The organism is Micromonospora sp. NPDC049060 (assembly GCF_040649055.1).
Lineage (GTDB): Bacteria > Actinomycetota > Actinomycetes > Mycobacteriales > Micromonosporaceae > Micromonospora > Micromonospora reichwaldensis.
The window spans coordinates 100,370-124,631 of record NZ_JBEZEV010000002.1 but is presented as its reverse complement, the minus strand read 5'-3'; the positions used below and the strand labels follow the sequence as shown (position 1 = coordinate 124,631).

The window sequence follows — 24,262 nt, the reverse complement described above, 5'->3', positions numbered from 1 at the left end:
GTAGGTACGAGAATGTCTCGTGAAGGCGAGGTTGTGAGCGTGACCGATCACGCGTACCCGGTCAGGACCGACATGTCGGCGGTGGTGGACGCCGCGCGTCGCGGCGACCCGGCGGCAATGGACGAACTCGTCTCGCACTACCTGCCACTTGTCTACAACATCGTGGGCCGGGCACTGAACCGGTCGGCGGATGTCGACGACGTCGTGCAGAACACGATGTTGAGCGTCGTGCGGGGGCTGGCGGGCGTGCGCGACCCGCGGCTCTTCCGGTCGTGGCTGGTGGCCGTCACCATGAACGAGGTTCGCACCTCCCGCCAGTACCGGCACACCGCACCGGCGTCGCCGGAGGACATCGACAGCGTGATCGATCCGGGTTCCGACTTCGAGGATCTGACCCTGACCCGGCTCCGTCTCTCCGACCAGCGCCGCGAGGTCGCCCTGGCCACGCGCTGGCTGGACGACGACCACCGCCACCTGCTGTCCCTGTGGTGGCTGGTCGAGGCCGGCCACCTCTCCCGTGCCGACCTCGCCGACGCCCTGCAACTGGACCCGCACCACGTGACCGTCCGCGTGGCCCGGATGAAGGCACAGTTGGACACCGCTCGGCTGGTGGTGCGGGCCCTCGCCGCCCGGCCCGGCTGCGCCGGCCTGCTCGACACGGCTACCGACTGGGACGGCCGACCGGCGCCGGTGTGGCGTAAGCGGTTGGCGCGGCACATCCGAACCTGCGCGTACTGCCCGGACGTCACGTCGGACCTGGTCCCGGCCGAGCGGCTGCTGGCCGGCCTGGCGCTCACGCCGCTCCCGGCCGGTCTCGCCTGGCACGTCACGCAGCGGGTGCGTACCACCGCCGGCACGTCCCGGGGCGCCGCGTCGGCGGGCGGCCACGCGAAGACCGCCGGGTTGCTCCAGCAGGCCCGCGTCGCAGCGGTGTCCCTGCCCAAGGCCCTGGTCGGCGTCCTCGCGGCCGTCGCCGTGGTCGGAGGCGGAGGTTTCATCCTCGCCGGTTACGCCGCCGAGCCGAGCAGGCAGCCGTTGAGCGCGACAGGCGCGCGGTCCTCGACAGCGGTCACCGCACCGGCCTCCGGGACGACCGAGCCTGCGCTCGTGTCCCCTTCCCCGACGGCGCTCGACCGGTCCCCGACCCTCTCGCGCTCCGCCTCCACCACTACGCCGACGCCGACGCCGACCAGATCACCGAAGACCAGATCGCCGACGCCCACGAAGTCGCCGACCACGAAGTCGCCGGCCAGGTCTGCCGGCACGTCCACCGGCGTGTCCGCGGCGGAACAGCGTCTGCTGGTGCTGCTCAACGAGCGACGTCGCGCGCTCGGGCTGCCCGAGGTCAGGCTGCGCACGACGGAGCAACGCGCCGCGGAGGCCTGCGTGAAGCAGAACCTGGACGCCGGCACCTTCGAGCACTGCGGCCACGAGGTCCTGTTTGCGTCCTCGGGCAACTCCTCACCCGAGCAGATGATCGAGGCGTGGTTCAACAGCCCCGGCCACAAGACGGCGCTGACCTACGCCAGTTCCCGCTTCGCCGGCCCCGCCATCGTCTGGAACGGCACCCGCCAGATCGCCGCCATCAACATCGACTACTGAACATCCCGCACCTGCGAGGGTGACCCGGTGCCACGGCGCAACCGGCCCGACGCCAATCGGTGCCGGGCCGGTCGCCCGGCCAACTCAGCCGCCGCATCCGTCGTGTCCCGCGCGCACCGACAGCGACGGCAACGGCGATCAGGGGCGGCGGTCAGGGGCGGCGGGTGCGGGCGAGGGTGCCGACGACGGCGAGGGAGGCGACCGCCGCCCCGGCGAGCACCACGGCCATCGGCACGGCGCTGCCCTCGCCGCCCAGCCCGACCAGCGGGGCGGCCATCGCCCCCACCAGCGACTGGATGGTGCCGAGCAGCGCGGCGGCCGTACCGGCGTGGGCGGGGTGCCGGTCCAGGGCGAGCGCGGTGCCGTTCGGCATCACCATGCCGAGGGATCCCATGAAGACGAAGAGCGCCACCGCCACCAGCGGCAGGCTGCCGAGCAGCGCGCCGGCGAGCAGGACGGCGGCGGCCAGCAGCCCCACGCCCAGCGGGCGCAGCAGCAGGGTGCGGGGCGCGAAGCGGTCCAGCAGGCGGGCGTTGAGCTGGCCGGCAGCGACCAGGGCGAGCGCGTTGACGCCGAAGATGAGGCTGAACGCGCCGGCCGAGACGCCGAAGACGTCCTGGAAGACGAAGGACGACCCGGAGATGTAGGCGAAGAGCGCGGCGAAGGCGAGGCCCTGCGCCAGCGCGTACCCGAGGAAGATCCGGTCGGTGAAGAGCGAGCGGCCGGCGGCGGCCGTGGCGGCGAGGCCGCCGGTGCTGCGCCGCGAGGCGGGCAGCGTCTCCGGCAGCCGCCACGCGACGGCGGCGGCGAGCAGCGCGCCGATCACCGCGAGGGCGACGAAGACGGTACGCCAGTCCCCGTAGCGCAGCACCAGGCTGCCGAAGGCGGGCGCGGCCATCGGGGCGACGCCGAAGACCAGGGTGAGCCGGGAGAAGTACTTGGCGGCCTCGCGGCCGGCGTAGAGGTCACGCACGACGGCGCGGGCCACCACGACGCCCATGCCGCCGGCGAAGCCCTGCGCGAGCCGCGCCGCGGCCAGGGTCTCGGCGGTCGGCACGGCCGCGCACACCAGCGACAGCAGGGTGTACGCGGCGACGCCCACCAGCACGGGCCGGCGCCGCCCGAAGCGGTCGCTGAGCGGGCCGGTGACGAGCTGGCCGAGCGCCATGCCGACGAGGCAGGTGGTCAGCGAGAGCTGGATCTGCGCCTGGCTGGCGGACAGGTCGCGGGTCATCTCCGGGAACGCCGGCAGGTAGGTGTCCAGGGAGAGCGGCCCGAACGCGGTGAGCGTGCCGAGCAGCACCAGCAGCACGACGGCGGCCCGCCCGGTGGGCGCGGCGACGCGCTCGTCCGGTCGGACGGGCGGCGCGGTGGCGTGCGGCATGGCGGTCCCCTCACTGACGGCTCGGCCCGGCTACGATAGCTCTGACTACAGAGCCATTTCGGCGTCGGAAGGCCTGACTGTGACGGACGAGACGGTCGACCTGCTCGGCGGAGCGCTCGGTGACCTGCACCGGATGCTGCGCCGGACGGCCACCCAGCGGGTCGGCCGCACCGCCCTGCCGGACGCCCAGGTGGAGGTGCTGCGGCTGGTGCAGCGGCGCCCGGGGATCGGCGTCCGCGAGGCCGCCGAGCGGCTGGGCACCGCGCCGAACACGGTCAGCACCCTCGTCGGCGAGCTGACCACCGCCGGGCTGCTGCACCGCGAGCGGGACCCGGCCGACCGGCGCACGATCCGGCTGGAGCTGACCGACGCGGCGCGGGAGCGGATGGCCGCGTACGGGCGGCACCGGCGCGACCTGCTCGCCGCCGCGCTGGCCGAGCTGGACGCCCCGGACCGCGAGACGCTGCTCGCCGCCGCCCCGGCGCTGCGCCGCCTCGCCGACCGGATGACGGGACGGGGCTGAGCCACCGGAACCGGAACGGCCGGCGGCTTCGCCGCTACGGTGACGGTGGACGGTGCCGGGTCGTGGGTGGAGGGTCGTCGGGTGATGGAACAGCGGATCAGTCTCGTGACGCTCGGCGTCGCCGACGTGGCCCGGGCACGCGCCTTCTACGAGCGGCTCGGCTGGCGCGGCCAGGAGGTCGAGGAGACCGTCTTCTTCCAGGCGGGCGGCCTGGCCCTGGTGCTGTGGAGCCGGGAGAAGCTGGCAGCCGACGCGGGCGTGCACGACCGGGGCGCAGGCGGGTTCGGCGGGACGACGCTGGCGCAGAACGTCCGCTCCCGGGGCGAGGTCGACGAGCTGCTGACGGCGGCGGCCGACGCCGGGGCCGAGGTGACCGTGCCGGCACGCGAGACCTTCTACGGCGGCTACGCCGGCTGCTTCGCCGACCCCGACGGGCACGTCTGGGAGATCGCCTGGAACCCGGGCTTCCCCCTCGGCCCGGACGGTTCACTCACCGTCCCCGACCTCACCCCACCGGACTGAGCGGTCAGGAAGCGACGCGGCGGGGGTACGCGTCGGCTTCGCGCGCCCACTGCTCGGCGGCCACGGAGAGGGCGTCGGCGGAGACGGTGAGCGTCAACGGGTAGACCGCGCCGAGCGGCTGCCGCCGCATCCAGGGCGGCAGCGACTCGTACGAGAACTCGACGGTCAGCGCCAGTCGGCGCCGGCGCAGCACCCGGGCGCGGAAGGCCAGGTTCGGCTCGGTGAAGCGGGCCACCGCCAGGGGCTCCGCCGGGTCACCGGTCGTCTCCGCCTGCTGCCGCAGCCAGCCCGCCAGCGCGTACGCCTCGGCCACCGTCAGGCAGGGTTCGAGGTGCGACCAGGCCTGCCCGTCGGCGGTGCGGGCGTCGGTCTCGACAAGCAGCCAGTCGTCCCAGTCCGCGGCCTCGTCCGGGTCGTCCGGCGGCCCGACCCCGGGCTGGTAGCCCACCGGCCGGATCCTCACCCGGGCACCGTCGTCGGAGCGGATCTCCATCCTGTCATCATGACCGATCCCGAGGCGCCGATGGGGGTATCCCCGCAGCTCAGGGCGCCCCGGCGAACAGCGGTCCGGGGCGCCGGCGCCCCGGTCAGCGCACCGGGTCGTGGGTGCCGCACGGCACGTCGGGCCGGCAGCGGCGCACCCGGTCGGCCGCCATCCGCCCGCCGACGGCCAGCCCGTGGCGCTCCACGGCGGCGAGCCCATACGCGCTGCACGTCGGGGTGAAGCGGCACTGCCCGGGCCAGCGGTGCGACAGCCAGCGCCGGTAGCCAAGGATCGCGGCCCGCCCGGCCCGGTCCACCAGCGGCGCCCGCCCGGCGGCGACGGTCGGCGGTGCCGAGGCCCGGCCGGGCGACACGAGCCGGGCGCCCAGCGCGCCCAGGGTCAGCAGGGTGGAGAAGAGCCCCAGGTCGCAGCAGGGGATGTCGCAGTTGCAGGCGTCGCAGTTGTCGAAACGGCTCTTCTTCTTGCGACGCTGGTCGCTCTTCAGGTAGATCACAGGGAACATCATGCGACTTCCGCGCCACCCCGAATCTCTCGGATGGCGTGCCTTCGCCTCGGTGGTGGCCGGCTCGGTGGTCAGCGCCGAGGCGGTCCGCCAGCGAAGGGACCGTACGACGCTGTCGAGCTGAGTCGGCTGTGACATCAGGTGGTGGTGTCCGGCCCGCTGATGCCACCAGAGGGCGGTGAATCGTCTACGACATCAGCTCGACAGCGTTGCGCACGTGAGCCCTCGCCCCGACCGGGAGTGCCGCGGAGCCGCGGGGTGCCGCGGAGCCGGGTGCGGACACCCGCCGAGCCGTCAGCGCCAGACCGTGCGGCGCACTCCGTCGTGCCCGGCGCAGGCGTCGCGCCGCCCGCCGGTGAGGCTGACCGAGCCGTCGCCGCACTGCACCAGGTGGCCGCGGCCGGCCCAGAACTCGGGTACGCAGTCGAACCAGTCGCAGATTTCGACGGCCGGCCTGCGGATGCGCTCGCCGCCGCAGAAGTCGTACCCCATCGGGTTGGTCGGGGCGCCGCAGAGCCGCTCGCGGGCGGGCGTCGGTGTGGGTGCGGTGGTGCCACGTCGCGGCTTCGAGGCGGCGGGCGGCACCTTCGCCTGCGCGGCCGGGAGGGCGACCGGCGGGGCGACGAAGGTCGGCGCGGGAGTCGCGGCGACGGCGACCTCCGAGCCGGTCGGGTCGGCGGGGTCGGTGTCCAGCAGGGCGGCGGGCACCAGCAGGGCGATGCCGGCGGCGACGGCCACGGTGCGCCGGCCGCCGGGCACGAACGCGAAGGGCTGGGCCTGCGCCGGGGTCGCGATCTGCGGCCGGAACGGCTTGAGCTGCGCGTGCTCGGCGATCGCCTCGTCGAGCTGGTCGAGCACCGCGCCGCGCTGCTCGATGGCGTCGGCGAAGGCCAGGGTCAGCTTGAACCGGAAGTCGGCGGCGACGTCCGCCGGGAGCATCAGCCCGGAGGTGCGCCGCCGGTCCAGCACCTGCATGAGGGTGACCGGCGCGTGCGGGTCGTGGGCCAGGCCGGTCATCCTCCCGTACGCCCAGTCGCGCCGGCCGCGACCGCCGAGCAGCACCAGCCGGCGGTTGGTGATCACCGCCATGCCGGCGTCGGCGACCCGGACGCCGTCCGGCCTGCGGGGCCGCGGCGGCGCGGCCGCCGGGGCGACCGTCAGGTCGGGCGCGGGCAGCACGGTGGTGTGTCGCACCTCCACCAGCTGCGCGGCCGGCAGCACCCAGAACACCACCTCGTCGGGCGCGAGCTCCAGCGCCAGGCCGGCGCCCGCCGCGGCCGAGCCCTGGAACTCCTCGGCGAGGGTACGCAGGCGGCGCAGTTCGTCGTCGCGTCTTCGCCATGCCTTGTCGGCGCTGCGGAACTCCCGCCGCCGCCGTTCGTTCTGCCGGTGCACCCACCGGTACCGCCACGTGGAACCCGTCGAATCAGTCCTTGCCATGCCGACTCCTTCGCCGTGCAGGCCACCAACCGGGGTGTCACAACCGTCAACGGTGACAACGGCCGACGGGGACACGCCGCAACGGGCAAAATGGCCGAACGACGGGCGAAAACGGGCGATAGGTGGATTTCGTCGAGTCGATTCGCGTCGTCGGGCGTGTCGACGGCGCGCGGGGCAGGCCCGACGGCGCGTCGCGTGCCGACCAATGGCGGCAGGGACCGGCTGCCCCGGCCGTGAACGCGGTCGCGCCCGCCCGGTCGCGGTGACCGGACGGGCGCGAACGATCGCGGGTCAGTGGCGGCGGCCCTCCCCCACCCGGTAGGTGCGCAGGTTCGGGTCGGCCTTGATCTGCGCCTCCGTGTATTTGATCGTGTCCCAGCCCTTGCCCGAGTAGAGCCGGGTCTGGTCGCCGTACCAGGGCGAGTTCGGGTTGCTCGACTGCGAGTAGGTGAGGATCTGCCGCCCCGAGGGGCCGTTACGGCCCAGCTCGACGGCCATCACGAAGGACGAGCCGTGCACCACCTTCGGGTAGCCGACGCCCGGCGCCAACGGACCAATGATCATGTTGAACACGCCGGCCTCGGCGCGTCCGCCGTGGATCGGGATGCGCCGGTCGCCGCGCGGCTCGGTCTGGATGTCGCCCAGGCGGGCGTCGAGCGGGATGCCGGCGAGCTTGCGGACGGCGTCGGCGAGCGCGGTGAGCACGCGCGGGTCGGCGGTGTTCAGCCGGCTCGGGGTGCGCACCGGGTCGGCGGCGTCGAACGCGTCGGCGAACCGGATGCCGCCTGACAGGGCGAACTCCGTGAACAGGTGCGCGCCGCGGCTGTCCAGGTCGACGCGCAGGTCCCAGCCCTTCAGCGCCGCGCAGGCCCCCCGCAGGTCGACAGTGCTCCCGTCGGAGGCGGTCGCGGTGGGCTGCGCGGCGCACAACGCCACCAGGTCGTCGCGCAGCAGTTCGCCGCCGTACGCGCGGTTGCCGAAGACCGTCTGCCAGAGCCGGGACGTGGTGTAGCCCCGCCCGGGCAGCCCGTCGGTGCCGGCGAGGCGCTCCCGCACCTGCTCCACGCCGAGGCGCGTACGCAGGCTGCGCTCGGTGCGCTCGTTGCCGACGATGCGCGGGAAGCCCTCCAGCGGCGCCTCCGGGTTGGCCAGCCAGTGGCTGTCGTTGGAGTTGGTCACGTAGTCGGCGCGGAACCGGATCGGCAGGTTGGCCGGGCCGAGGATGCCGGGCACCGCCGCGTCGCGGTCGCGGCCCAGCGCACAGGCCGACCGGGAGCCGTCGAGGACGGCCTGGCCGCTGCTGGCGTAGAGCGGCTGGAACGGCGCGGGGATGCAGGCGGCGGCCAGCTCGTCGGTGACCCGGGGCACCACCGAGTGGTCGGCGTAGAGCGCCTCGCCACGGGCGTCGGCGGCGATCACGTTCACCCAGGGCAGGAACTGGCGCCGGTCGAGGACCTGCTTCAGCTCGCGGACCGTCTTCGCCCGGCCCATCTCGAGCCAGCCGTCGAACGCCCGGTTGTTTGTCGCGTTGACGTCGGTGATCGCGTACGCGGCGGTGGTGGTCCAGTCGAAGGTGCCGGGGACGACGACCACCGGACCGAAGTGGGTGTCGTGGAAGGTGCGGCTGACCGGCACCGTGCCGCCACCCGGGGCGGGCACCTGGACGGTGACCGTGCGGGTGGTCATCTTCCGGGCCCGGCCGTCCACGTAGTAGGAGGTGGGGTCGCCGGGGACCAGCGCGAGCCGGTGCCAGACGAAGCGGCGGGCGGTGGAGACGGTGTGGCTCCAGGCGAGCGTGCGGTTGTGCCCGATCTCGATGATCGGGTCGCCGATGAGCGCCGCGCCCTCCACGTCGTAGTGGCCCGGGACCTTGAGGTGCATCCGGTAGAAGCGTTCCGCCCCCTCCCACGGGAAGTGCGGGTTGGCCAGCACCATCCCACCGCCGTGCGTGGTGGCCCGCGCGCCCAGCCCGTACGCGTTGCTGCCGACGCCGGCGGGCGCGCCGTCGCGGGCGGCGACGACCGCCGCGGCGCCCGGCGCGTCGAGGGCGGCGGCCGGGCCGGTGGCCGTGGGCGGGGCGGCGGCGACGATCCCGTCGAGCACCGCCCGCGAGCCGGCCCGCACCATGCTGGCCCAGCTCGCGCGCCACATGTCCAGCTCGGTCAGCGGACGCACCCACGGCTTGCCCCGGCAGGCCGGGTCGGTGAGGTTCGCCGCGCCGGTGCGGCGCAGATAGCTGTTGTAGCCGGCGACGAAGCCACGGATCTGGTCACGGACCTCGTCGGACGGCGAGTGCACGCCGTCGCGGGGCCCCTGCAGCAGCCGCTCCGCCGTGCCGTCGTCGATCGCCTTGCGGAAGAACAGGTCGCTGCGGACGTTCGCGTCCGTGGGGCCCGCCGCTCCGAAGTAGCGGGACCGCTCGGCGTTGACCGTGACGGTCTTCTCCGCGATGACGCAGATGTTGTCCTCGGCCTGGACGTGGCCGACGCCGAAGCCGAGGCTGGCGAAGGTGCGGGCGGTGATGTGCGGGACGCCGTACGACGCCCGGCGGATCTCCGCCGAGTAGCCGCCGTCATGGTGCCGCGCGGCGGCCGGCGGGACGCCGGCGACCGCTGTGGTGGCGACCGTGGCGAGGGCGGTGACCAGTGCGCAGAGCGGCCTTGGCCTCATCGGGACTTCCTCCCGTCCGGTGGACGTGTGAGAAGTTCACACGACCGGCATTCTCGCCGGGCGCGGGCGTGCCGAGGAAGACCCGACCGGGAAACCGGGTTGTTCCCCCTACGGACCCCCCGGACGCTGGGTAACGTCGGCGGCAGCCAGGGCCGACGAGGGGGTGGGACCGGTGGGCGACCCGCTCCGCCCGGTGATGATCGGCGTCGACATCGGCACCACAAGCACCAAGGCGGTCGCGTACGACCTGGACGGCGCCCTGCTCGCCCACCACTCGGTCGGCTACCCCCTCGACGAACCCTTCCCCGGCTACGCGGAGCAGGACGCGCGGCACATCCACGCGGCGGTGCTGGAGTCGTTGCGCGTGGTCGTGGCGGAGCTGGACCGGCCGGTCGCCGGGCTCTCCTTCGGCACGGCGATGCACAGCCTGATCGGCCTGGACCCGGACGGCCGCCCGCTCACCCCGTCGGTCACCTGGGCCGACTCGCGGGCCAGCCGGCAGGCCGAACGGCTGCGCGCGGTCCCGTCCGGGCTGGCGCTGCACCGCCGCACCGGCACCCCGGTCCATCCGATGGCGCCGCTGCCCAAGCTGCTCTGGTTCGCCGAGCAGGAGCCGGTGCTGTTCGGGCGGGCGGCGTACTGGGTGGGCATCAAGGACTGGGTGCTGCTGCGGCTGTGCGACGCGCTGGTGACCGACCACTCGGTCGCCTCCGCCACCGGCCTGATGGACATGCACCAGCTCTCCTGGGACGAAGAGGCGCTCGGCGTCGCCGGGATCACCGCGGAGCAGTTGCCGGAGCTGGTCCCCACCACCACCGTGCTGCCCGGCCTCACCGCCGAGGCCGCCGCGGCGACCGGGCTGCCCCGGGACACGAAGGTGGTCGTCGGCGCCGGGGACGGCCCGCTGGCCAACCTCGGGCTCGGCGCGGTCGCCCCGGGCGTGATGGCCTGCACGATCGGCACCAGCGGCGCGATGCGGGTCATGGTGGAGCGCCCCGGCGTCGACCCCCTCGGCGGGGTGTTCTGCTACGCGCTGACCGAGCAACGCTGGGTGGTCGGCGGGGCGATCAACAACGGCGGCGTCGTGCTGGAGTGGACCGGCGACGCGCTCGCCCCGGAGCTGGGCGAGGACGCCGAGGAGGAGCTGCTGGCGCAGGCCGCGCTGGCGCCGGTCGGCTCCGGCGGGCTGATCATGCTGCCGTACCTGCTCAGCGAGCGCGCCCCGCACTGGAGCGCGCTGCCGCGCGGCGCGTACGTGGGGCTGACCCACGGGCACCGCCGGGCGCACCTGGTGCGGGCCGCGTTGGAGGGCGTCTGCCAGCAGTTGGCGCTGGTGCTGGCCTCGGTGCGGGCCGCCGGCAACGAGGTCCGGGAGATTCGCGCCAGCGGCGGCTTCGCGCGCAGCCCACTGTGGCGGCAGATGCTGGCCGACGTGCTCGGCGTGCCGGTGCACTTCCCCGCCACGCGGGAGGGCTCCGGCTTCGGCGCGGCGCTGCTCGGCATGGAGGCGCTGGGATTGATCCCCTCCATCGAGGTCGCCGCCCACCTGGTGCACATCGAGGAGACGGCACGCCCGGATCCGGCCGCCGCCGCCACCTACGCCGCCCTGCTGCCACTCTTCGCCGGGCTCTACGACGCGTTGGTTCCCACGTTCACCTCGCTGCGCCGCCTCGCCCCGGGCCTGACCCCGGCGCCGGCACCGGCACCACCGAAGCGGTAGGGCACCGCCTCACCCCGGGGCCTGACCCGCCGGGGCCGGCCGGGCGCCGTGACGCCCGGCCGGCCCCGTCAGGGAGCCTCGACCCCGGAGATCAGGTAGCGGTGCACCTCCGCGCCGCGGATCGCCACCGCCTGCTCCGTCGAGGGGCCGGAGCCCCGGAAGTCGAGCAGCTGCTCCTCGGACTCCCAGCGCTCGTAGACGTTGATCCGCCCCGGCTCGACCAGGTCCGCGCCGATCGCGAAGTCGACGCAGCCCGGCGCGGACCGCGCCTGCCGGACGACCTCCACGCAGTCGGCCAGGTAGGCGTCCCGCTGGTCCGGGTCGACGTAGAGACTGCCGGCGACGATGAACACTGCTGACCTCCGGGGACGGCCGCGCGTCAGGCGCGGGTGATGGCGTTGGCGTGGATGGCCTCGCCCAGGTACGCGGCCATCCCCGGCCTGATCTTCTCGAAGTACGCGGTGAACCGCTCGTCCGCCACGTACATGTCGGCCAACCCGGTGTGGATCTCGTACGGGCAGTCGTAGAACCAGCGGCTGATCAGCTGCCGGTGCTCCTCGGCCAGGTCCATGGCCGCCGGCCCGTCCGCGGGCGCCCCGGATGCCATCACCTCGACGAACCGCCGCGCCCAGTCCTCGTTCTCGGCCTTGTTCCGCTGCCAGTCGTCCTTGGTGTAGCGGGCGACCCGCTCGTTCGACTGGCGGTACGCGTCGGTGTCGCCCCAGCGCTGCTCGACCTCCTCGGTGTGCGCGTCCGGGTCGAAGTCGCCGAAGACCTCGAACCGCTCCTGCGGGGTGAGTGGGATGTTCAACTTGCTCGCCTCCATTGCGAACTCGATCGCCGCGACCATCTCCTGGAGCTTCCTGATCCGTACGGACAGCAGCTCGTGCTGGCGACGCAGGTGCGCCGCCCGGTCACTCGCCGGGTCGTCGAGGATCGCGGCGATCTCCTCCAGCGGGAACCCCAGCTCCCGGTAGTAGCGGATGTGCTGCAACCGGTCCAGGTCGGCGTCGTCGTAGCGCCGGTAGCCGGTGCTGCTGCGGTCACTGGGCGAGAGCAGTCCGATCCCGTCGTAGTGGTGCAGCGTGCGCACGGTCACGCCGGCCGCCTTCGCGACCTGTCCCACCGTGTAGGCCATGGTTCCCTCCCTTCCGCCACCGAGGCTCCCGCCTGCCGTTACGTGAGGGTCAAGCCCGATCCATTCTGCGCCCCGCCGGCCGGCGCATTCGCCGTCCCGGGCCGGGTCGGGGCGGTTCCCGGGGCGCTGCCGGCCGGAGACGACGGTGCGGGCCGCCCGAGGATCGGGCGGCCCGCACGGTCACTGCGGTCAGGCGGTCAGGCGGTCAGGCGGTCACCAGCGGCGGCCGTCCGGCCAGGCGTCGTACGGGCGGGCCGACAGGATCGGGTCCCAGCCCGTGCTGGCCGGGGCGTCGGCCAGGTGTGGCTTGATGTCCGCGCCGCTGCCGTCGAACGGGCTGGCGTCGAGGTAGGTGAGGACCTGCCCCGAGTCGAGCCGCTTGTGGTAGAGGCCACCGCCCGGGCTGAACAGCGACTTCGTGTCGCCCCAACCGCTCGCGGCCAGATCCGTGGGCGTCCACGTCCCGGCCGCGTCGATGACGTACGTCAGCAGCTTGCCGCCGCTGGTCGTGCCGAGGATGCGGCCCGGGCCGGGCGCGGCCAGGGAGGTCAACGTGAAGTTGCCGGTGATCGACTTCGCGTTGACGATGTCGGCGTAGACGGGCTTCGGCTTGGTCACCGTGTAGCGGCGCAGGGCGGCGCCGGCGAGGCCGTAGAGCGAGCCGTTCCCGTCGTAGGCCAGCCGGTCGTGCGTCCATCCGCCCGACAGGGATTCCGTCCTGGTGAAGGTCAGCGGGTCGGTGCCGGTGACGTCCACCCGGTAGAGCTGCCCCTCGGCGCTGGTCACCAGGAGGGTGTCGGCGTTGAGAGCGGCCATCGCCTTCGGGGTGATGCCGAGCGGCTCCGCCGAGACAACCGTGCGCCGCGCGCCGGTCGCCGGGTCGAACGTCGTGTGCGACAGCCGCCCATCCGGCTTCGTGCCGAAGACCGACACGACGCCGGCCCAGGGCCGCGCGGAGATGAGCCGGTGCGCACTCCACGCGCCCACCGTGACGCGGGCAGCGCCCTCGAAGACGAGGTCCGCGCCACTGCCGTCGTACGGGTTGGCGTCACGGTAGCGCTGGAGCCCTCCGACCGGGTGCAGGACGTAGTAGACGCCGCCACCGGGCGAGGTCAGGATGGTGGGCTGGTCCCAGCCGGTGGTCTTCAGGTCGGCGCGCACCCACGCGTTGGCGCCGCTGCCATTGATCTTGTAGGAGATCAGGTACCCGGTGCTGAGGGTGCCGAGGATCCGCCCGGCACCAGGCGAGGCGAGCGTCTTCAGGCCGAAGCCGCTGCTGATCGTGGTGTAGGTGCCGATCTGGGCCAGCGTCGGCTTCGCGCTGGTCACGGTGTAGCGCCGCAGCGACGAGCCGGAGAAGATGCCGTACAGCGAGCCGTAGCCGTCGTAGACGAGCCGGTCGTGGGTCCAACCGTCGCCCAGCAGCGTCATCGTGTAGGTCAGCTCGACGGCGTCCGCGACGTCCACCCGGTGCAGGTTGCCGACCTGGTCGGTCATCAGGATGGTGTCGGCGTTGAGCGTGGCCATCGCCTTGGGCTGGAAGGGCAGCGCCGCGGCGGCCGTACGGGTGGCGCGCACCGTGTCGACGCCCGTGTCGAGCGCGTGCGAGACCAGCCGGAAGTCGGTGCCGTCCTGCACGACGGCGAAGAGGTGGACGTCGGCGGTCTGCCAGCGGATCCACTGTTCGAGGTCGTCGACCCGGGTGGCGGTGGCGCCGTCGCGGGTCTCGGTCTCGCCCAGGCACCCCTTCTGCCACGAGGTGTTGACGATCGCGACCAGTTGGGTGCCGTCGCGGAACGCCGGTCCGCCCGCGTCGCCCTTGCAGAGGGTCGCGCCGGCCGACGCGCCGAGCAGGCCGATCGACGTGGCGTCGACGTCCTGCACGGTGAACGAGCCCTGGTGCAGGCGATCCGGCACCCATTCGGTGGCCGTCCGGCCGTAGCCGGTGACCTGGAGCGTCTCGGCGGCCGACGGCGGCGTGCTGGCGAGCGTCACCGGCGGCACGTCGATCACCGGGGCCGCGAGGCGGACCAGGGCGACGTTACGGTCCGGATGCGGGGCGACCGCCGCCACCACACGTTGGTGGCCGGCGGTGCCGGTGAGGTCCGCGCGACCCACCACCACCGTGCTCGGCCGGCTGGGCGCGCCGGCGGCGACCGGCGCGTTGCCCTCGGCGAAGCAGCTCTTCGCCGTCAGGACCCAGTCGGAGTCGACGAGCGCCCCCGAGCAGGCGCGGAGATCGCCGAAGGTGACCTTGGCGCTGAACCGGTAGGTGCCGTCCGGGACCGGCTGGGCCCCCGTGACGGCCTGGGCGGAGGCCCCGCCCAGCAGGCCCGCCGTGACCGTGGCGGCGAGCAGGGCGGCGCCCCATCTACGCGTTCGGTGAACTGACAATGCATCCCCCGTGAGTTGAGCAGACTCGTGCCCGAACCGACCGCAGCCGATTCGATCTCGGTGGATGCTATCGGGGCTGCCACGGCGGGGAGACCCCTGCGCGCATAGGCGTCCGAGACGGGACAAGAGGGCCGTCGGGTGCGGGTCGTCAGTGCTCCTCCGACGCCGAACCGTCGGCGGCGTCCCCGGTCTCGTCGCCAGCGGCGACCGGCGGTCCGCCGTGCGTCCAGGGTGTCTCGTCGACCGCCGGGAACGCCCCCGCCGGCATGAACGCGTCCGACAGCGTGGTGTAGCAGAGCCGCTCCCCCACCTCGGGCACGCTGCCCGGCGGCGCGGTCAGCCCCCGGCCCATCCCGCCGGAGAGCTCCAGCACCACCTCGGTCTTGCCGTCCGCCGCCGGAGTCACGAAGACCACCCGGGCCTTCTGCGCCGGCCGGGCCGGCGAGTACAGCGTCGCGCCGACCGGCACCGCCACCGGCTCGGTGGTGACCAGCTGGATCCGGGGGCGCAGCACCGGCCGCTTCCCGGTGTCGTCCACCCGCTTCGGGTCCGCCAGGGTCACCTCGCCGACGAACGCCTCCCCGGTCAGCCGGTGCTCCGCCATCACCAGCGGGTCGTCGTAGGCGCGCTGCACCGCGTAGGAGGTCAGGGCCCGTTCCAGCCGGTGCAGCCGCTGGGCGGCGGCGACCGCCCCGTCCCGGCGGGGTTGCGGCGCGCCGCCGGAGTCGACGTGCTCGGCGTAGCCGGTGAAGGCGTCCTTGTCGCCGTCCCACCGGCCGGCCACCCGGGCGCCCGGAGGCAGGCAGCGCAGCAGCCCCACGCCGCGCCACATCAGCTCCCAGGTGGGCGCGAGCTGGTCGCGCAGCAGCCGTTCCAGCTCCGCGTACGCCCCGGCGCGCGCGACCGGGTCGTCCTCGGCGGCGGCGTACGCGGCGACGGCCGGGGCGAGCCACCGGTTGTCGAAGTCCGGGTCGGTGGCCGGGCCGGCGGGCGGGCAGGTCGCCGGGTCCTCGGCCCGGGCCGCCGCCTCGGGGCCGGTGAGCCCGGCGGGCGGGTCGATCCAGCCGAGCAGCGCCGGCAGGTGCAGGTCCTCCACCACGCTCTGCCCCGTGGCCCAGTGCAGGGCCAGCGCGTCGGTCATCGCCAGCAGCGCCGACGAGCCGGGATGCTCGGCCCGCTCGGCGAAGAAGGTCAGCCAGCGCCCCAGCACCGGCACCGACGGGTGCACCGGATAGTCCCCGTCGGGCCGGCGGAAGCGGGTGGAGCGGCCGAACAGCCGCAGGAAGGTGATCCCGGCGGGGTTCGGCACCAGCAGCTGCGGGGCGTCGACGTGGCGGTACCGCACGTCCCTGCCCCGGTCGACCGGCACCGCCTCGGAGACGCCCCGGAAACCGTCCAGGTAGGGCAGCACGATCCCGGCCAGCTCGGCGGCGAACGCGAACCGCTGATCACGGTTGCGGGGCTGCGGCACGATCAGCAGCCGCGCCGCGTCCGGGGCGTCGCCGACCAGCGCCGCCAGCGGCGCGTTGGCCTCGCCGGCCATCGCCAGCGGCACCAGCACCAGCGGCCGCCCGGACAGGTGCAGGTGCCGGACGGTCGCCACCGGCTGGGCCACCCCGGCGGCGAGCGCCTGGGCCCGGGCGAACGCGCGGAGCGTGCTCACGCGGGCCCGCCCCGCCCGGCGGCCGACGCCCGGGCAGCGACGGAGTCGCGGGGCGTACTCATGCGGGGGTCCCGGTGAGGGCGTCGGCGCGCAACCGGGCGGCGGCCCGCAGCAGCGCGGCGGCCTCCTCCTGCCCGGGCTCCGGGGCGCGCTCGCCGGCGGCCAGCGCCAGCACCTCGTCGACCTCCGCGACCCCGCCGAGCGCCTCCCGGACCGGCCGGCCCAGCGCCCCGGTGTGCCCGCGCGCCTCGTGCCGGCAGAAGTACGCCAGCTCGCAGGCCGCCAGGCAGTCGGGCGCGTAGCGGGCCTGCACCTGCGACAGCGCGGCGAGCAGGGCCGCGGGCTCGACCGTCAGGTCGGCGGTGAAGTCCTCGGGCACGGCGGCCAGCAGCGCGTCGACCCGGGCCATCCGGTCGAGCTGGCGGCGCAGCACCAGCAGCTGCTTGCGCACGTCGACCAGGCTGGCCACCGGCTGGTTGGCGAAGTCGCGCGGGCAGACCAGCACCGCGTCGTGCGACACCAGCTCCGGGTCGTGGCCGGCGGCGGCGAGCAGCTCGCGCAGGGCCAGCACGTAGACGGCGGCCTGGATCGCGGCGCCGGACACCTTGGCCGGGTCGGCCTGGCCGTCGACCACCGGGAACGACTTGATCTCGACGACGTGGAACCGGCCGGCGAGCCGGGCGGCGACCAGGTCCGGCTCCAGGTGCACCCGGCGACCGGCGACCTCCAGGCCGAGCAACGGGTGGTCGAACAGTGCGGCGGTGTCGTCCGTCCCGCCGGGGGTGGCGCCCGTCAGCAGCGCGGCGGAGCGGCGGTGCCGGGCGGCCGTGTCGTCCTCGACGCCGTCGCCGAGGTCCGTCCAACTCGCCGCCGCCGGCACCGGTACGCCCAGCCGCTCGGCGACCAGCCGCAGCAGTTCGGCCCCGCCGTCGGCCTTGACCTGCGCCTCGAACGCGTTGCCCCGGGTGATGGCGAACCGGGACTGCCCGAACCGGGCGGGAAAGCCGATCCGCTCGGCCAGCTTCGGCTTGTCCACCCCCGCGCCGTCCAGCACGGCCCGCCGGGTGCAGCCCGGGTTGCCGGTCAGGGCGGCGATGGTGCGCGCGTTGTGCCGCCTCGGTGGCACGCCGCCGCGGATCGCGGCCAGTCGTTCCTCGGTGCTCGTCACGATCCGCCACGATAGGCGGTCGCCGCCGCCCGCGCCCGGCGCCGCCCCGGCCGGTGGCACCCGCCGCAGCCGTCGGCCCGGGGCCCGGCCGCGCGGAACCGGCTCAGAGCAGGGTGGTGAACGGCCCCAGGAAACCGCAGCAGATCAGCCCGAAGGCGCCCAACGTGACAAGCGCGATGCTGTAGTTCGACCAGAGCCCGAACTTCGTCACGTCGGTGCCGTACCCGTCGTAGGCGCGGTTTCGCCAACCGCCGAAGCGGAACGACAGGTGGTAGGCCGCGCCGGGATGGGCGACCAGCGTGGTGGTGATCAGCGGCAGGCCCATGAAATCGGTGTACCGCACGTCGAGTGACCCGGGAGGAATCACCACGTACCAGGTGCCCTCGCCCGGGATCGGCACCGCCTGGCCGTTGACCTTGAACTTGCTCGTGGCGGGGGCGGGCACGATGTACGGGCCACGGTTCACCGTGACGGCGAGCACCGCGTAGCCGGGCGGGGGCGCGATCGGGTGGGGGTACACCATCGGCGTCACAGCGCCTGGCACGTGCGGGTACGACGCATGAGGGGGGTACGACACCGCCACATCCTGGCACGGTCCCACCAGTCCGCCGCGCCTCGGCGGAGCACGAACCGGTCAGCGCCCGGCGGAGCGGTTCCAGGGCGAACGGGGCAGGGCGGTGCCGGCCAGCGGCCGGCGGTCGCGGCGACGACGGCGGCGGCCGGGGGTGCACGGCGGCCGGGAGACGGTGTGCACGGGCGCGGGCGCGGGCACGGCGGGCTGCCGGCCGATCAGCCAGCAGAGGAAACGGGCCATCGGTGGGCTCAGCCGACCGGGAGGCGCTCGGCCTCCGACCGGGAGATGTCGTACTGGGCGCCGCAGAAGGTGCACTGCTGCACGTAGCGGGTGCGGATCGGGATGAGCGGCACGAAGAACAGGCTGAACTTCGTCGATCGGCGCGTGATCACCTGCGCGGCCTGGTTGTGGCAGTTGCGGCAGACCTGCTGCACCACGCCGGACTGGCTGACCTTGGTGCGGAGCCCGAAGATGAAGAACATCGCCCCCCAGTACCCACCAGAGGCCCGACTATCACCTGCGACTTTCGACCGCCCGGGGCGCGCTCCGCCTGGAGCGCGCCCCGGGGGGCGTACGTCAGCTCGTCGCCTTCGCGGGCACGGGTTCCAGGCCCGGCACCTCCGCGGGGAGCCAGATCGGCTGCCAGTCCTTCATCTCGTGGAACCGGCGCAGCTCGAACAGCGACGAGACCGACCCGGCCCACGCCCCGTACGGCGGGTTCTGCTCGTCGAAGCCGGACTGCACGAAGGTCAGCTTCGTCTTCCCCTGCGACTCGGCCAGCTCCCAGGTGCTGACGCCGGTCGGCCCCCAGTCCACCGACAGCTTCCGGCCCGGCTCCAGGTCGACGACCTTCGCCGCGTAGCCGTGCTCGAAGCCGCCCATCGCGTAGCGACCGCCGACCCAGGGCTCGATGCCGATCGGGTAGCCGAACCAGGCGCTGGCCTGCTCGGAGTCGGTCAGCGACTCGAACACCTTCGCCGCCGGCGCGTCGATCAGCAGCTCGCCGCGCATCTCGGCGGAGGCGAAGTCGACCTTCGGCAGCAGCGACTGCCCCGCCAGGTGGGCGGCCAGGTTGGCGAGCGACAGGCTCCAGAACGTCTGGAGCACGCCCCGGATGGTGCTGCCGCTCATCGCCTCGGCGAAGTCGAAGTGGCTCTGGGTCAGCGTCAGCACCGTGGTCCCGGGGCCCTCCGCGCGCAGGGCGAACTCGGTGGTGGTCTCCACCCCGTCGAGCAGCCAGGCGAAGCGCAGCGTGTCGTCGTCGACGTGTATCAGCCGCTGGTGCGGCGCGTCGCCCTCCGGGGTGTGGCGGCCCCAGAACTCGTACCGTCGCGGCAGCTCGACCTCGGCGTGCTCGGCGAGCCAGACGCGCAGCTCGGCCGGGTCGGTCAGGGCGCGGCGGACGGCCTCGGCCGGCGCGGCGAGACGGACGGGCAGCCTCATCGGTTCAGTCACGTTCTTTCCCCTTCGGATAGCAGGCCACGGCGAGCTTGAAGGCGTCGCCCTCGGCGCCCCCGTAGCGGGTGAACAGGTCCTGCAGAGTGCTCTGCAGGTCGTGCAGGAACTGCTGGCGGAGCTCCGCCGGCACCCGGATCTCGCCGGCGACCCCGACCGAGGGGAGCTCGGGGGCGGCACGGTCGAGCCCGGCGATGTCCTCCTGGACCTCCTCCATCAGGTCCAACAGGTAGCCGAGGCTCAGCTCGTCGCGGGCCCGGCGCAGGCCGATCCGGCCGACCAGCCGGGGAGACAGCCAGTAGGACCGGGCGGCGGCCTGGTAGATGCCCTCGGTGATGCCCCGGACCTTGCGTTCGCTGACCAGCTCGACCAGCCCGGCGGCGACGAGCTGCTTGACGTGGTAGTAGACGCGCTGCGGCGTCTGCTCCAGCCGGGTGGCGACCTCGGTGCAGGTGCGCGGCTCGGCCAGTTGTCGCAGCACCTCGACGCGGTGCGGCTTGAGCAGGACCTCGGCCTGCTCGATCTGTTCCAGGTACAGGACGTCTCTCATGGCAAAATCAGTTTGTACGTACAAAATTTGTTTGTCAATGGCTTCGGCGACAGCCGCGCCGGCGGGCGGCGCGGCTGTCGACGGCGGATCAGGGCAGCCAGTCGGGGCGCAGCGGGTAGCCGCTCGCCCCCTCCGGACCGAGGCGGGTGGCCAGCACCTGGTGCAGTTGGATGCCGTTGCGCTCGAACGCCAGCCGGGACCCGGCCATGTAGAGGCCCCACACCCGGGCCGTGCCCGGCCCCACCTCCGAGACGCAGAAGTCCCAGTGCGCGACGAGGTTGCGGCACCAGCCGGCCAGCGTCAGCGCGTAGTGCAGCCGCAGGTTCTCCTCGTGCTGCACCTCCAGCCCGACGTCGTGGATCTCGCCGACCAGGCGCCCCGGGCCGGCCAGCTCCCCGTCGGGGAAGACGTAGCGGTCGATGAACGCGCCCGACCGGTGCGGCGCGCGGTTGTCGGCCCGCGTGATGCAGTGGTTGAGCAGCCGCCCGTCCGGCCGCAGCCGGTCCCGCAGGGCCCCGAAGTAGGCCGGGTAGTGGCGCACCCCGACGTGCTCGGTCAGGCCGATCGAGGAGACCGCGTCGAACTGCTCGCGCGGCGCGTCCCGGTAGTCGAGGTGACGCACCTCGGCCAGGCCGGTCAGCCCCTCCCGTTCGATCGCCGCCCGGGCCCACTCGGCCTGCGCCCGGGACAGGGTCACCCCGAGCGCCTTCACGCCGTACTCGCGGGCCGCGTGCCGGACCATGCCGCCCCACCCGCAGCCCACGTCGAGCAGCCGCATCCCGGCCTTCAGCGCCAGCTTCTGCGCCACCAGGTCGTACTTGGCCGCCTGCGCCTGCTCCAGCGTGTCGTCGGGCGAGCGGAAGACCGCGCAGGTGTACGTCATCGACGGGCCGAGCACCTTCTCGTAGAAGGCGTTCGAGACGTCGTAGTGGTGGGAGATCGCGGTGCTGTCCCGGCTGCGGGAGTGCCGCAGCCCGTTCACCACGCGCTTCCAGCGCGGCAGCGCCTCCTGCGGCGGGGGCGGCGGCGGCATCAGCCGCTCCCAGCCCAGCCCGCGCACCAGGGCCAGCCCCTCGGCCAGCGACGGCGTACGCAGCCGCAGCTCGTCCTTGAGCACCCGCAACGCCTCGTACGGGTCGCCCGGGTGCACCCCCTGCAACGCCAGGTCGCCGCCGACGTACGCCCGGGCCATGCCCAGGTCGCCCGGGGCGGTGAGCAGGTAGGTCAGGCCCCGCTCGGAACGGATCGACAGGGTGATGCCGGCGTCGGCCGGGCCGACCGCGCTGCCGTCGTACCCGGTGACCCGCACCGGCAGGGCACCGGTCGTCAACGCGCGGACGACGTCCGCCACGGTCGGACCCGGTCGCCGGCTCCCCGCCGGCGGGCTGGCGGGAGCGCTCGCCGCCCCCTGGTCTCGATCGGTCAGGCTCATGCTCTCGCTACCGCCTTCTCGTACAGTCCGGTGAGCCGGTGGTCCGGGTCGTAACGGTCCTTCACCGCGCGCCACGTCGCGCCGCCGTAGAGCCGGTCGAAGGATTCCCGGTCGTAGTACGCGTCGGAGTAGAGCGACTTGTGGCCGCCCGACTCCGACACCATGCGCTCGATCGCCCGGTTGACGTCGCCGTCGGCGGCCCCCGCCGCGATCGGCACGCTGCCCCAGAAGCCGACGTTCACGTAGTTCTGCCCGGCCCGGAGCGGATAGAGCGGCCAGGCCCGGGCCGATCCGGGACCGGACGGCTCGCGCAGCCGCAAGGGGCACAGCCAGACCGGGGTCATCCCGACGGTGCCGGCGAACCAGCGCAGGAACCCGGCCATCCGCTCCAGCGGGATCTCCACGTCCTGCACCACCCGCTCGCGCGCCGGCTGGCCCCGCAGGCGGTCGATCCGGGCGGCCACGCCGTGCCGGTGCTCCCACCGGACCAGCCGGTGGTAGACGTCGCTGCGCCGCCACCGCGCCGGCCAGACCCGCCGGAGCACCGGGTGCTGCACCCCGAACGCCGCCGAACACCAGAACCAGTCGGTGTCCCAGCGCCACAGATAGTCGTACGTGGTCAGTGCGTCGTGCGTGCGCCGGCGCAGCGAGCGGTAGTAGATGTCCTGTCCCGTGTAGTCACTGGGCGGCGGCGCGTCGTCGGTGAAGGCGCCCAGCACCAGGTACGCCTCGCCGGGGCTGAACATCACCCCGTCCATCGCGTCCACCGCCTCCCCCGCCCAGGACCGGGTCGCGGTGACCTCGGCGATCGCGTCGGCGAGCGCCTCCAGCCGGGTGAACCGGACGTTGCGCAGGGCCACGAAGCGGCGTACCGGCTGGAGTTCGATGCGCAGCCGGGTGGCGTAGCCGAGGCTGCCCAGCGAGTTGGGGAACGCCGCGAAGAGGTCGGCGTGCTCCCCCTCCGGGCGGGCGGTGACGATCTCGCCGGCCCCGGTGAGCACGTCCATCTCGACCACCGACTCGTGCGGCAGGCCATTGCGGAACGAGGTCGACTCGATGCCGAGACCGGTCACCGCCCCGCCGAGGGTGATGGTGCGCAACTGCGGCACGACCAGCGGCATCAGCCCGTGCGGCAGGGTCGCGTCGACCAGGTCCTCGTAGGTGCACATGCCCTGCACGTCGGCCGTGCGGGCGACCGGGTCCACGGCGAGCACGCCCGTGAGCCCGGTGACGTCCAGGCCCGGCGCGCGGGGGGCGGACCGGGGACGGAACAGGTTGGAGGTGCGCTTGGCCAGCCGCACCGGCGCGCCCGCGGGCACCGCCGCGTAGGACCGTCGCAACTGGGCCACCGCACCGTCGTGGTCGACCGGATGATGATCCACACGGACCGCACACATGCGGTCACTGTACGCGCTGAAACCCCCGTGACGGGGGACGTCCACTGGTGCGTCCGCGACGTGATCGGAGCACTGGCCGCCGCCGGGCCGGCGACATAGCGTGGGAGCCATGCCGAGAGCCGTCTGGAACGACCTGGTCGTGGCCGAGAGCGACGACACCGTGCTGGTCGAGGGGAACCACTACTTCCCGCGCGCCGCCCTGCGCGACGACCTGCTCCGCGAGTCCGACACGCACACCGTCTGCCCGTGGAAGGGCACCGCGTCCTACTACACGCTGGAGCACGACGGCCGGACCAGCGTCGACGCGGTCTGGTACTACCCCGAGCCGAAGCCGGAGGCGGAGATGGTCCGCGACCGGGTCGCCTTCTGGAAGGACGTCCGGGTCGTCGACTGACGCGCCTGCCGACGGGGACGCGCGGACCTCGCGTCATCGGTCGACGACAGCCGGCTCACCGACGCCGCCGCCGCATTCGCAGCCGGGCGGGCGGCTTGGCCGACCGGGGCCCCCGACGGGTCGTCGGGGCCGGAGCCGGTCGGCCCCCGCCCGGGTGGACCCACCACCCGAGGACCATCGCCGTCAGGAAGAGGCAGAAGATCCCGCCGATCAGGGACGCCTGCCACCCGTCCCCCGGCGGCCACGCCCTCGACGCGCCCGACCCGCTCACCCGGGCGGCGCGGCTCACCGGCTCCCCCGCGATCCGCGGGTCGTCGTCGAACCTCTCCTCGTACGCGACACCGTCGATCCGTACGGTGGCATCGGCCGAGACGAACGTGCCCCCGCACCGCCACGGGTCACCCCTGGCCCAGTCGTCGATCGCGCACCGGGAGAGGCTGACGGTTCCGCCGATTCCCCACCTCTCGGCCCGCAGCTGGTCGATGCCGTCGCCGAGCGGCATCAGGGCCAGCCAGAGGAAGAAGCCGACCAGCGCCGCCCCGAACAGGTTGGCCCAACCGAGATCCCACACGTGATCGACCCGCCGCATCACCGCCCGCCGCAACCGCGTAACGTCGCGAGGGTAGGTGGCCGCCGCCACGGCCACCGCTGCCGGCACGGCGTGACCCGTCCGGTCACCCGGTACGCAGCATGCGCAACTGGGCCAGGTGTTTCGGCAGGTGCACCCGGGTGTGCAGGTCCAACGTGCGGGCCCAGGGCAGCGGCTCGTCCACGACCAGGTCGAAGCCCTCGCGCAGATGGGTCTCCACCGGGGTCTGGGCTGCCGCCGGGCCGAGCCGATCGGTCAGGGCACAGAGCTTCTGACTGGTGGCCCGCAGCAGGGTGGCCAGCCCGTCCAGCCCACCGCACTCGGCGACCAGCGCGTCCACCTGGGGACGGTGGATGGTCTCCAGGTCGTAGTACGCGAACGGCGCACCGGCGAGGACCGCCTCGGTGGCCTCCGTCATCAACTCGTCGTTGGCGGCAAGGTGCGCGACGATCTGCTCGGCGCTCAACTGCCCGGCCGGCGGCGGCCCGAACCCGCCCGCGTCGACCTCCGCGAGCACCTCCGCGTACGCCCCCCGCAACGCCCCGCTGTCCATGTCCCCAGTCAATCCCGGCCCGCGCTGTCCGGCCCGGCGTTCCCGCGGACGGTTCACCCGGAAGGGACCGGCCGGAAACGCGTGCCG

Annotated in this window: 24 protein-coding genes; 5 read left to right on the top strand and 19 right to left on the bottom strand. The window is 74.0% G+C overall.

What is annotated here, in order from left to right; all coding sequences use genetic code 11:
• Window positions 1–39 precede the first annotated feature (39 nt).
• Complete coding sequence (locus tag AB0B83_RS01625; protein WP_357576501.1) at window positions 40–1,602, top strand: sigma-70 family RNA polymerase sigma factor; 1,563 nt, start codon at window positions 40–42, stop codon at window positions 1,600–1,602.
• Between the two features lie 151 nt (window positions 1,603–1,753).
• Here the strand turns inward: AB0B83_RS01625 and AB0B83_RS01620 are convergent, their stop codons facing one another.
• Entirely contained in the window at window positions 1,754–2,986 is a 1,233-nt protein-coding gene (locus AB0B83_RS01620) for a multidrug effflux MFS transporter (RefSeq protein WP_357576500.1), read from the bottom strand.
• Between the two features lie 133 nt (window positions 2,987–3,119).
• On the opposite strand from AB0B83_RS01620, the gene AB0B83_RS01615 reads away from it, so the two are divergent.
• Together AB0B83_RS01615 and AB0B83_RS01610 are read left to right on the top strand one after the other, a co-directional pair.
• Complete coding sequence (locus tag AB0B83_RS01615) at window positions 3,120–3,509, top strand: MarR family transcriptional regulator (protein WP_327031153.1); 390 nt, start codon at window positions 3,120–3,122, stop codon at window positions 3,507–3,509.
• 84 nt (window positions 3,510–3,593) lie between these two features.
• Window positions 3,594–4,031, top strand: coding sequence for a VOC family protein (locus tag AB0B83_RS01610; RefSeq protein WP_357576499.1), 438 nt, complete (start codon window positions 3,594–3,596; stop codon window positions 4,029–4,031).
• Between the two features lie 4 nt (window positions 4,032–4,035).
• Here the strand turns inward: AB0B83_RS01610 and AB0B83_RS01605 are convergent, their stop codons facing one another.
• From AB0B83_RS01605 to AB0B83_RS01590, 4 genes are all read right to left on the bottom strand, one after another.
• Complete coding sequence (locus AB0B83_RS01605; RefSeq protein WP_357576498.1) at window positions 4,036–4,524, bottom strand: hypothetical protein; 489 nt, start codon at window positions 4,522–4,524, stop codon at window positions 4,036–4,038.
• A gap of 94 nt (window positions 4,525–4,618) precedes the next feature.
• A complete protein-coding gene (gene yidD / locus AB0B83_RS01600; RefSeq protein ID WP_357576547.1) occupies window positions 4,619–5,038 on the bottom strand; it encodes a membrane protein insertion efficiency factor YidD in 420 nt (139 codons plus the stop codon).
• Window positions 5,039–5,332: 294 nt separating this feature from the next.
• A complete protein-coding gene (locus tag AB0B83_RS01595; RefSeq protein WP_357576497.1) occupies window positions 5,333–6,478 on the bottom strand; it encodes a hypothetical protein in 1,146 nt (381 codons plus the stop codon).
• Between the two features lie 291 nt (window positions 6,479–6,769).
• The gene (locus tag AB0B83_RS01590) at window positions 6,770–9,148 is read right to left on the bottom strand and encodes an acylase (protein ID WP_357576496.1); all 2,379 of its coding nucleotides are present in this window, start codon (window positions 9,146–9,148) and stop codon (window positions 6,770–6,772) included.
• 172 nt (window positions 9,149–9,320) lie between these two features.
• Between AB0B83_RS01590 and AB0B83_RS01585 the strand changes: the two genes are divergently transcribed.
• Window positions 9,321–10,868, top strand: coding sequence for a gluconokinase (locus AB0B83_RS01585; protein WP_357576495.1), 1,548 nt, complete (start codon window positions 9,321–9,323; stop codon window positions 10,866–10,868).
• 68 nt (window positions 10,869–10,936) lie between these two features.
• On the opposite strand, the gene AB0B83_RS01580 is transcribed toward AB0B83_RS01585, so the two are convergent.
• The 12 genes from AB0B83_RS01580 to AB0B83_RS01525 form a co-directional block, all read right to left on the bottom strand.
• Window positions 10,937–11,221: an antibiotic biosynthesis monooxygenase family protein gene (locus AB0B83_RS01580; RefSeq protein WP_132233662.1), complete on the bottom strand. Its 285-nt coding sequence runs from the start codon at window positions 11,219–11,221 to the stop codon at window positions 10,937–10,939.
• A 26-nt stretch (window positions 11,222–11,247) separates the two neighbouring features.
• Entirely contained in the window at window positions 11,248–12,006 is a 759-nt protein-coding gene (locus AB0B83_RS01575; RefSeq protein WP_357576494.1) for a MerR family transcriptional regulator, read from the bottom strand.
• 213 nt (window positions 12,007–12,219) lie between these two features.
• The gene (locus AB0B83_RS01570) at window positions 12,220–14,400 is read right to left on the bottom strand and encodes a S1 family peptidase (protein WP_357576493.1); all 2,181 of its coding nucleotides are present in this window, start codon (window positions 14,398–14,400) and stop codon (window positions 12,220–12,222) included.
• A gap of 148 nt (window positions 14,401–14,548) precedes the next feature.
• On the bottom strand, window positions 14,549–16,063 hold the full coding sequence (locus AB0B83_RS01565) for a hypothetical protein (protein WP_357576492.1): 1,515 nt from the start codon (window positions 16,061–16,063) through the stop codon (window positions 14,549–14,551).
• Window positions 16,064–16,121: 58 nt separating this feature from the next.
• A complete protein-coding gene (locus AB0B83_RS01560; protein WP_357576491.1) occupies window positions 16,122–17,231 on the bottom strand; it encodes a hypothetical protein in 1,110 nt (369 codons plus the stop codon).
• Between the two features lie 103 nt (window positions 17,232–17,334).
• Entirely contained in the window at window positions 17,335–17,754 is a 420-nt protein-coding gene (locus AB0B83_RS01555; protein WP_357576490.1) for a hypothetical protein, read from the bottom strand.
• Window positions 17,755–17,865: 111 nt separating this feature from the next.
• Window positions 17,866–18,045: a hypothetical protein gene (locus AB0B83_RS01550; RefSeq protein ID WP_121396430.1), complete on the bottom strand. Its 180-nt coding sequence runs from the start codon at window positions 18,043–18,045 to the stop codon at window positions 17,866–17,868.
• Window positions 18,046–18,053: 8 nt separating this feature from the next.
• The gene (locus tag AB0B83_RS01545) at window positions 18,054–18,287 is read right to left on the bottom strand and encodes a zinc-ribbon domain-containing protein (RefSeq protein ID WP_132233650.1); all 234 of its coding nucleotides are present in this window, start codon (window positions 18,285–18,287) and stop codon (window positions 18,054–18,056) included.
• A 94-nt stretch (window positions 18,288–18,381) separates the two neighbouring features.
• Window positions 18,382–19,260, bottom strand: a complete 879-nt coding sequence (locus AB0B83_RS01540; protein ID WP_357576489.1) for an SRPBCC family protein — start codon at window positions 19,258–19,260, stop codon at window positions 18,382–18,384.
• On the bottom strand, window positions 19,253–19,810 hold the full coding sequence (locus AB0B83_RS01535) for a helix-turn-helix domain-containing protein (RefSeq protein ID WP_357576488.1): 558 nt from the start codon (window positions 19,808–19,810) through the stop codon (window positions 19,253–19,255). The genes AB0B83_RS01540 and AB0B83_RS01535 overlap by 8 nt, the downstream gene beginning before the upstream one ends.
• 88 nt (window positions 19,811–19,898) lie before the next feature.
• The gene (locus AB0B83_RS01530) at window positions 19,899–21,242 is read right to left on the bottom strand and encodes a cyclopropane-fatty-acyl-phospholipid synthase family protein (protein ID WP_357576487.1); all 1,344 of its coding nucleotides are present in this window, start codon (window positions 21,240–21,242) and stop codon (window positions 19,899–19,901) included.
• The gene (locus AB0B83_RS01525) at window positions 21,239–22,639 is read right to left on the bottom strand and encodes an FAD-binding oxidoreductase (protein WP_357576486.1); all 1,401 of its coding nucleotides are present in this window, start codon (window positions 22,637–22,639) and stop codon (window positions 21,239–21,241) included. Before AB0B83_RS01525 ends, AB0B83_RS01530 begins: the two co-directional genes overlap by 4 nt.
• Window positions 22,640–22,748: 109 nt before the next feature.
• Here AB0B83_RS01525 and AB0B83_RS01520 point away from each other — a divergent pair, with 109 nt between their 5' ends.
• Window positions 22,749–23,033, top strand: coding sequence for a DUF427 domain-containing protein (locus AB0B83_RS01520; RefSeq protein WP_357576485.1), 285 nt, complete (start codon window positions 22,749–22,751; stop codon window positions 23,031–23,033).
• A gap of 55 nt (window positions 23,034–23,088) precedes the next feature.
• Here the strand turns inward: AB0B83_RS01520 and AB0B83_RS01515 are convergent, their stop codons facing one another.
• Window positions 23,089–23,604 carry a hypothetical protein gene (locus tag AB0B83_RS01515; RefSeq protein ID WP_357576484.1) on the bottom strand — a complete coding sequence of 172 codons (516 nt, stop codon included), beginning with the start codon at window positions 23,602–23,604 and terminating at the stop codon, window positions 23,089–23,091.
• A gap of 103 nt (window positions 23,605–23,707) precedes the next feature.
• Window positions 23,708–24,175, bottom strand: a complete 468-nt coding sequence (locus AB0B83_RS01510) for a hypothetical protein (RefSeq protein WP_357576483.1) — start codon at window positions 24,173–24,175, stop codon at window positions 23,708–23,710.
• Between the last annotated feature and the right edge of the window lie 87 nt (window positions 24,176–24,262).

Excerpts from the sequence above, each read along its gene's own strand:
- AB0B83_RS01620 (WP_357576500.1), bottom strand. The coding sequence starts at position 2,986 with ATGCCGCACGCCACCGCGCCGCCCGTCCGACCGGACGAGCGCGTCGCC.
- AB0B83_RS01615 (WP_327031153.1), top strand. The coding sequence starts at position 3,120 with ATGCTGCGCCGGACGGCCACCCAGCGGGTCGGCCGCACCGCCCTGCCG.
- AB0B83_RS01610 (WP_357576499.1), top strand. The coding sequence starts at position 3,594 with ATGGAACAGCGGATCAGTCTCGTGACGCTCGGCGTCGCCGACGTGGCC.
- AB0B83_RS01605 (WP_357576498.1), bottom strand. The coding sequence starts at position 4,524 with ATGGAGATCCGCTCCGACGACGGTGCCCGGGTGAGGATCCGGCCGGTG.
- yidD (WP_357576547.1), bottom strand. The coding sequence starts at position 5,038 with ATGTTCCCTGTGATCTACCTGAAGAGCGACCAGCGTCGCAAGAAGAAG.
- AB0B83_RS01595 (WP_357576497.1), bottom strand. The coding sequence starts at position 6,478 with ATGGCAAGGACTGATTCGACGGGTTCCACGTGGCGGTACCGGTGGGTG.
- AB0B83_RS01590 (WP_357576496.1), bottom strand. The coding sequence starts at position 9,148 with ATGAGGCCAAGGCCGCTCTGCGCACTGGTCACCGCCCTCGCCACGGTC.
- AB0B83_RS01575 (WP_357576494.1), bottom strand. The coding sequence starts at position 12,006 with ATGGCCTACACGGTGGGACAGGTCGCGAAGGCGGCCGGCGTGACCGTG.
- AB0B83_RS01555 (WP_357576490.1), bottom strand. The coding sequence starts at position 17,754 with ATGGTGTACCCCCACCCGATCGCGCCCCCGCCCGGCTACGCGGTGCTC.
- AB0B83_RS01550 (WP_121396430.1), bottom strand. The coding sequence starts at position 18,045 with ATGGCCCGTTTCCTCTGCTGGCTGATCGGCCGGCAGCCCGCCGTGCCC.
- AB0B83_RS01545 (WP_132233650.1), bottom strand. The coding sequence starts at position 18,287 with ATGTTCTTCATCTTCGGGCTCCGCACCAAGGTCAGCCAGTCCGGCGTG.
- AB0B83_RS01535 (WP_357576488.1), bottom strand. The coding sequence starts at position 19,810 with ATGAGAGACGTCCTGTACCTGGAACAGATCGAGCAGGCCGAGGTCCTG.
- AB0B83_RS01530 (WP_357576487.1), bottom strand. The coding sequence starts at position 21,242 with ATGAGCCTGACCGATCGAGACCAGGGGGCGGCGAGCGCTCCCGCCAGC.
- AB0B83_RS01525 (WP_357576486.1), bottom strand. The coding sequence starts at position 22,639 with ATGTGTGCGGTCCGTGTGGATCATCATCCGGTCGACCACGACGGTGCG.
- AB0B83_RS01520 (WP_357576485.1), top strand. The coding sequence starts at position 22,749 with ATGCCGAGAGCCGTCTGGAACGACCTGGTCGTGGCCGAGAGCGACGAC.
- AB0B83_RS01510 (WP_357576483.1), bottom strand. The coding sequence starts at position 24,175 with ATGGACAGCGGGGCGTTGCGGGGGGCGTACGCGGAGGTGCTCGCGGAG.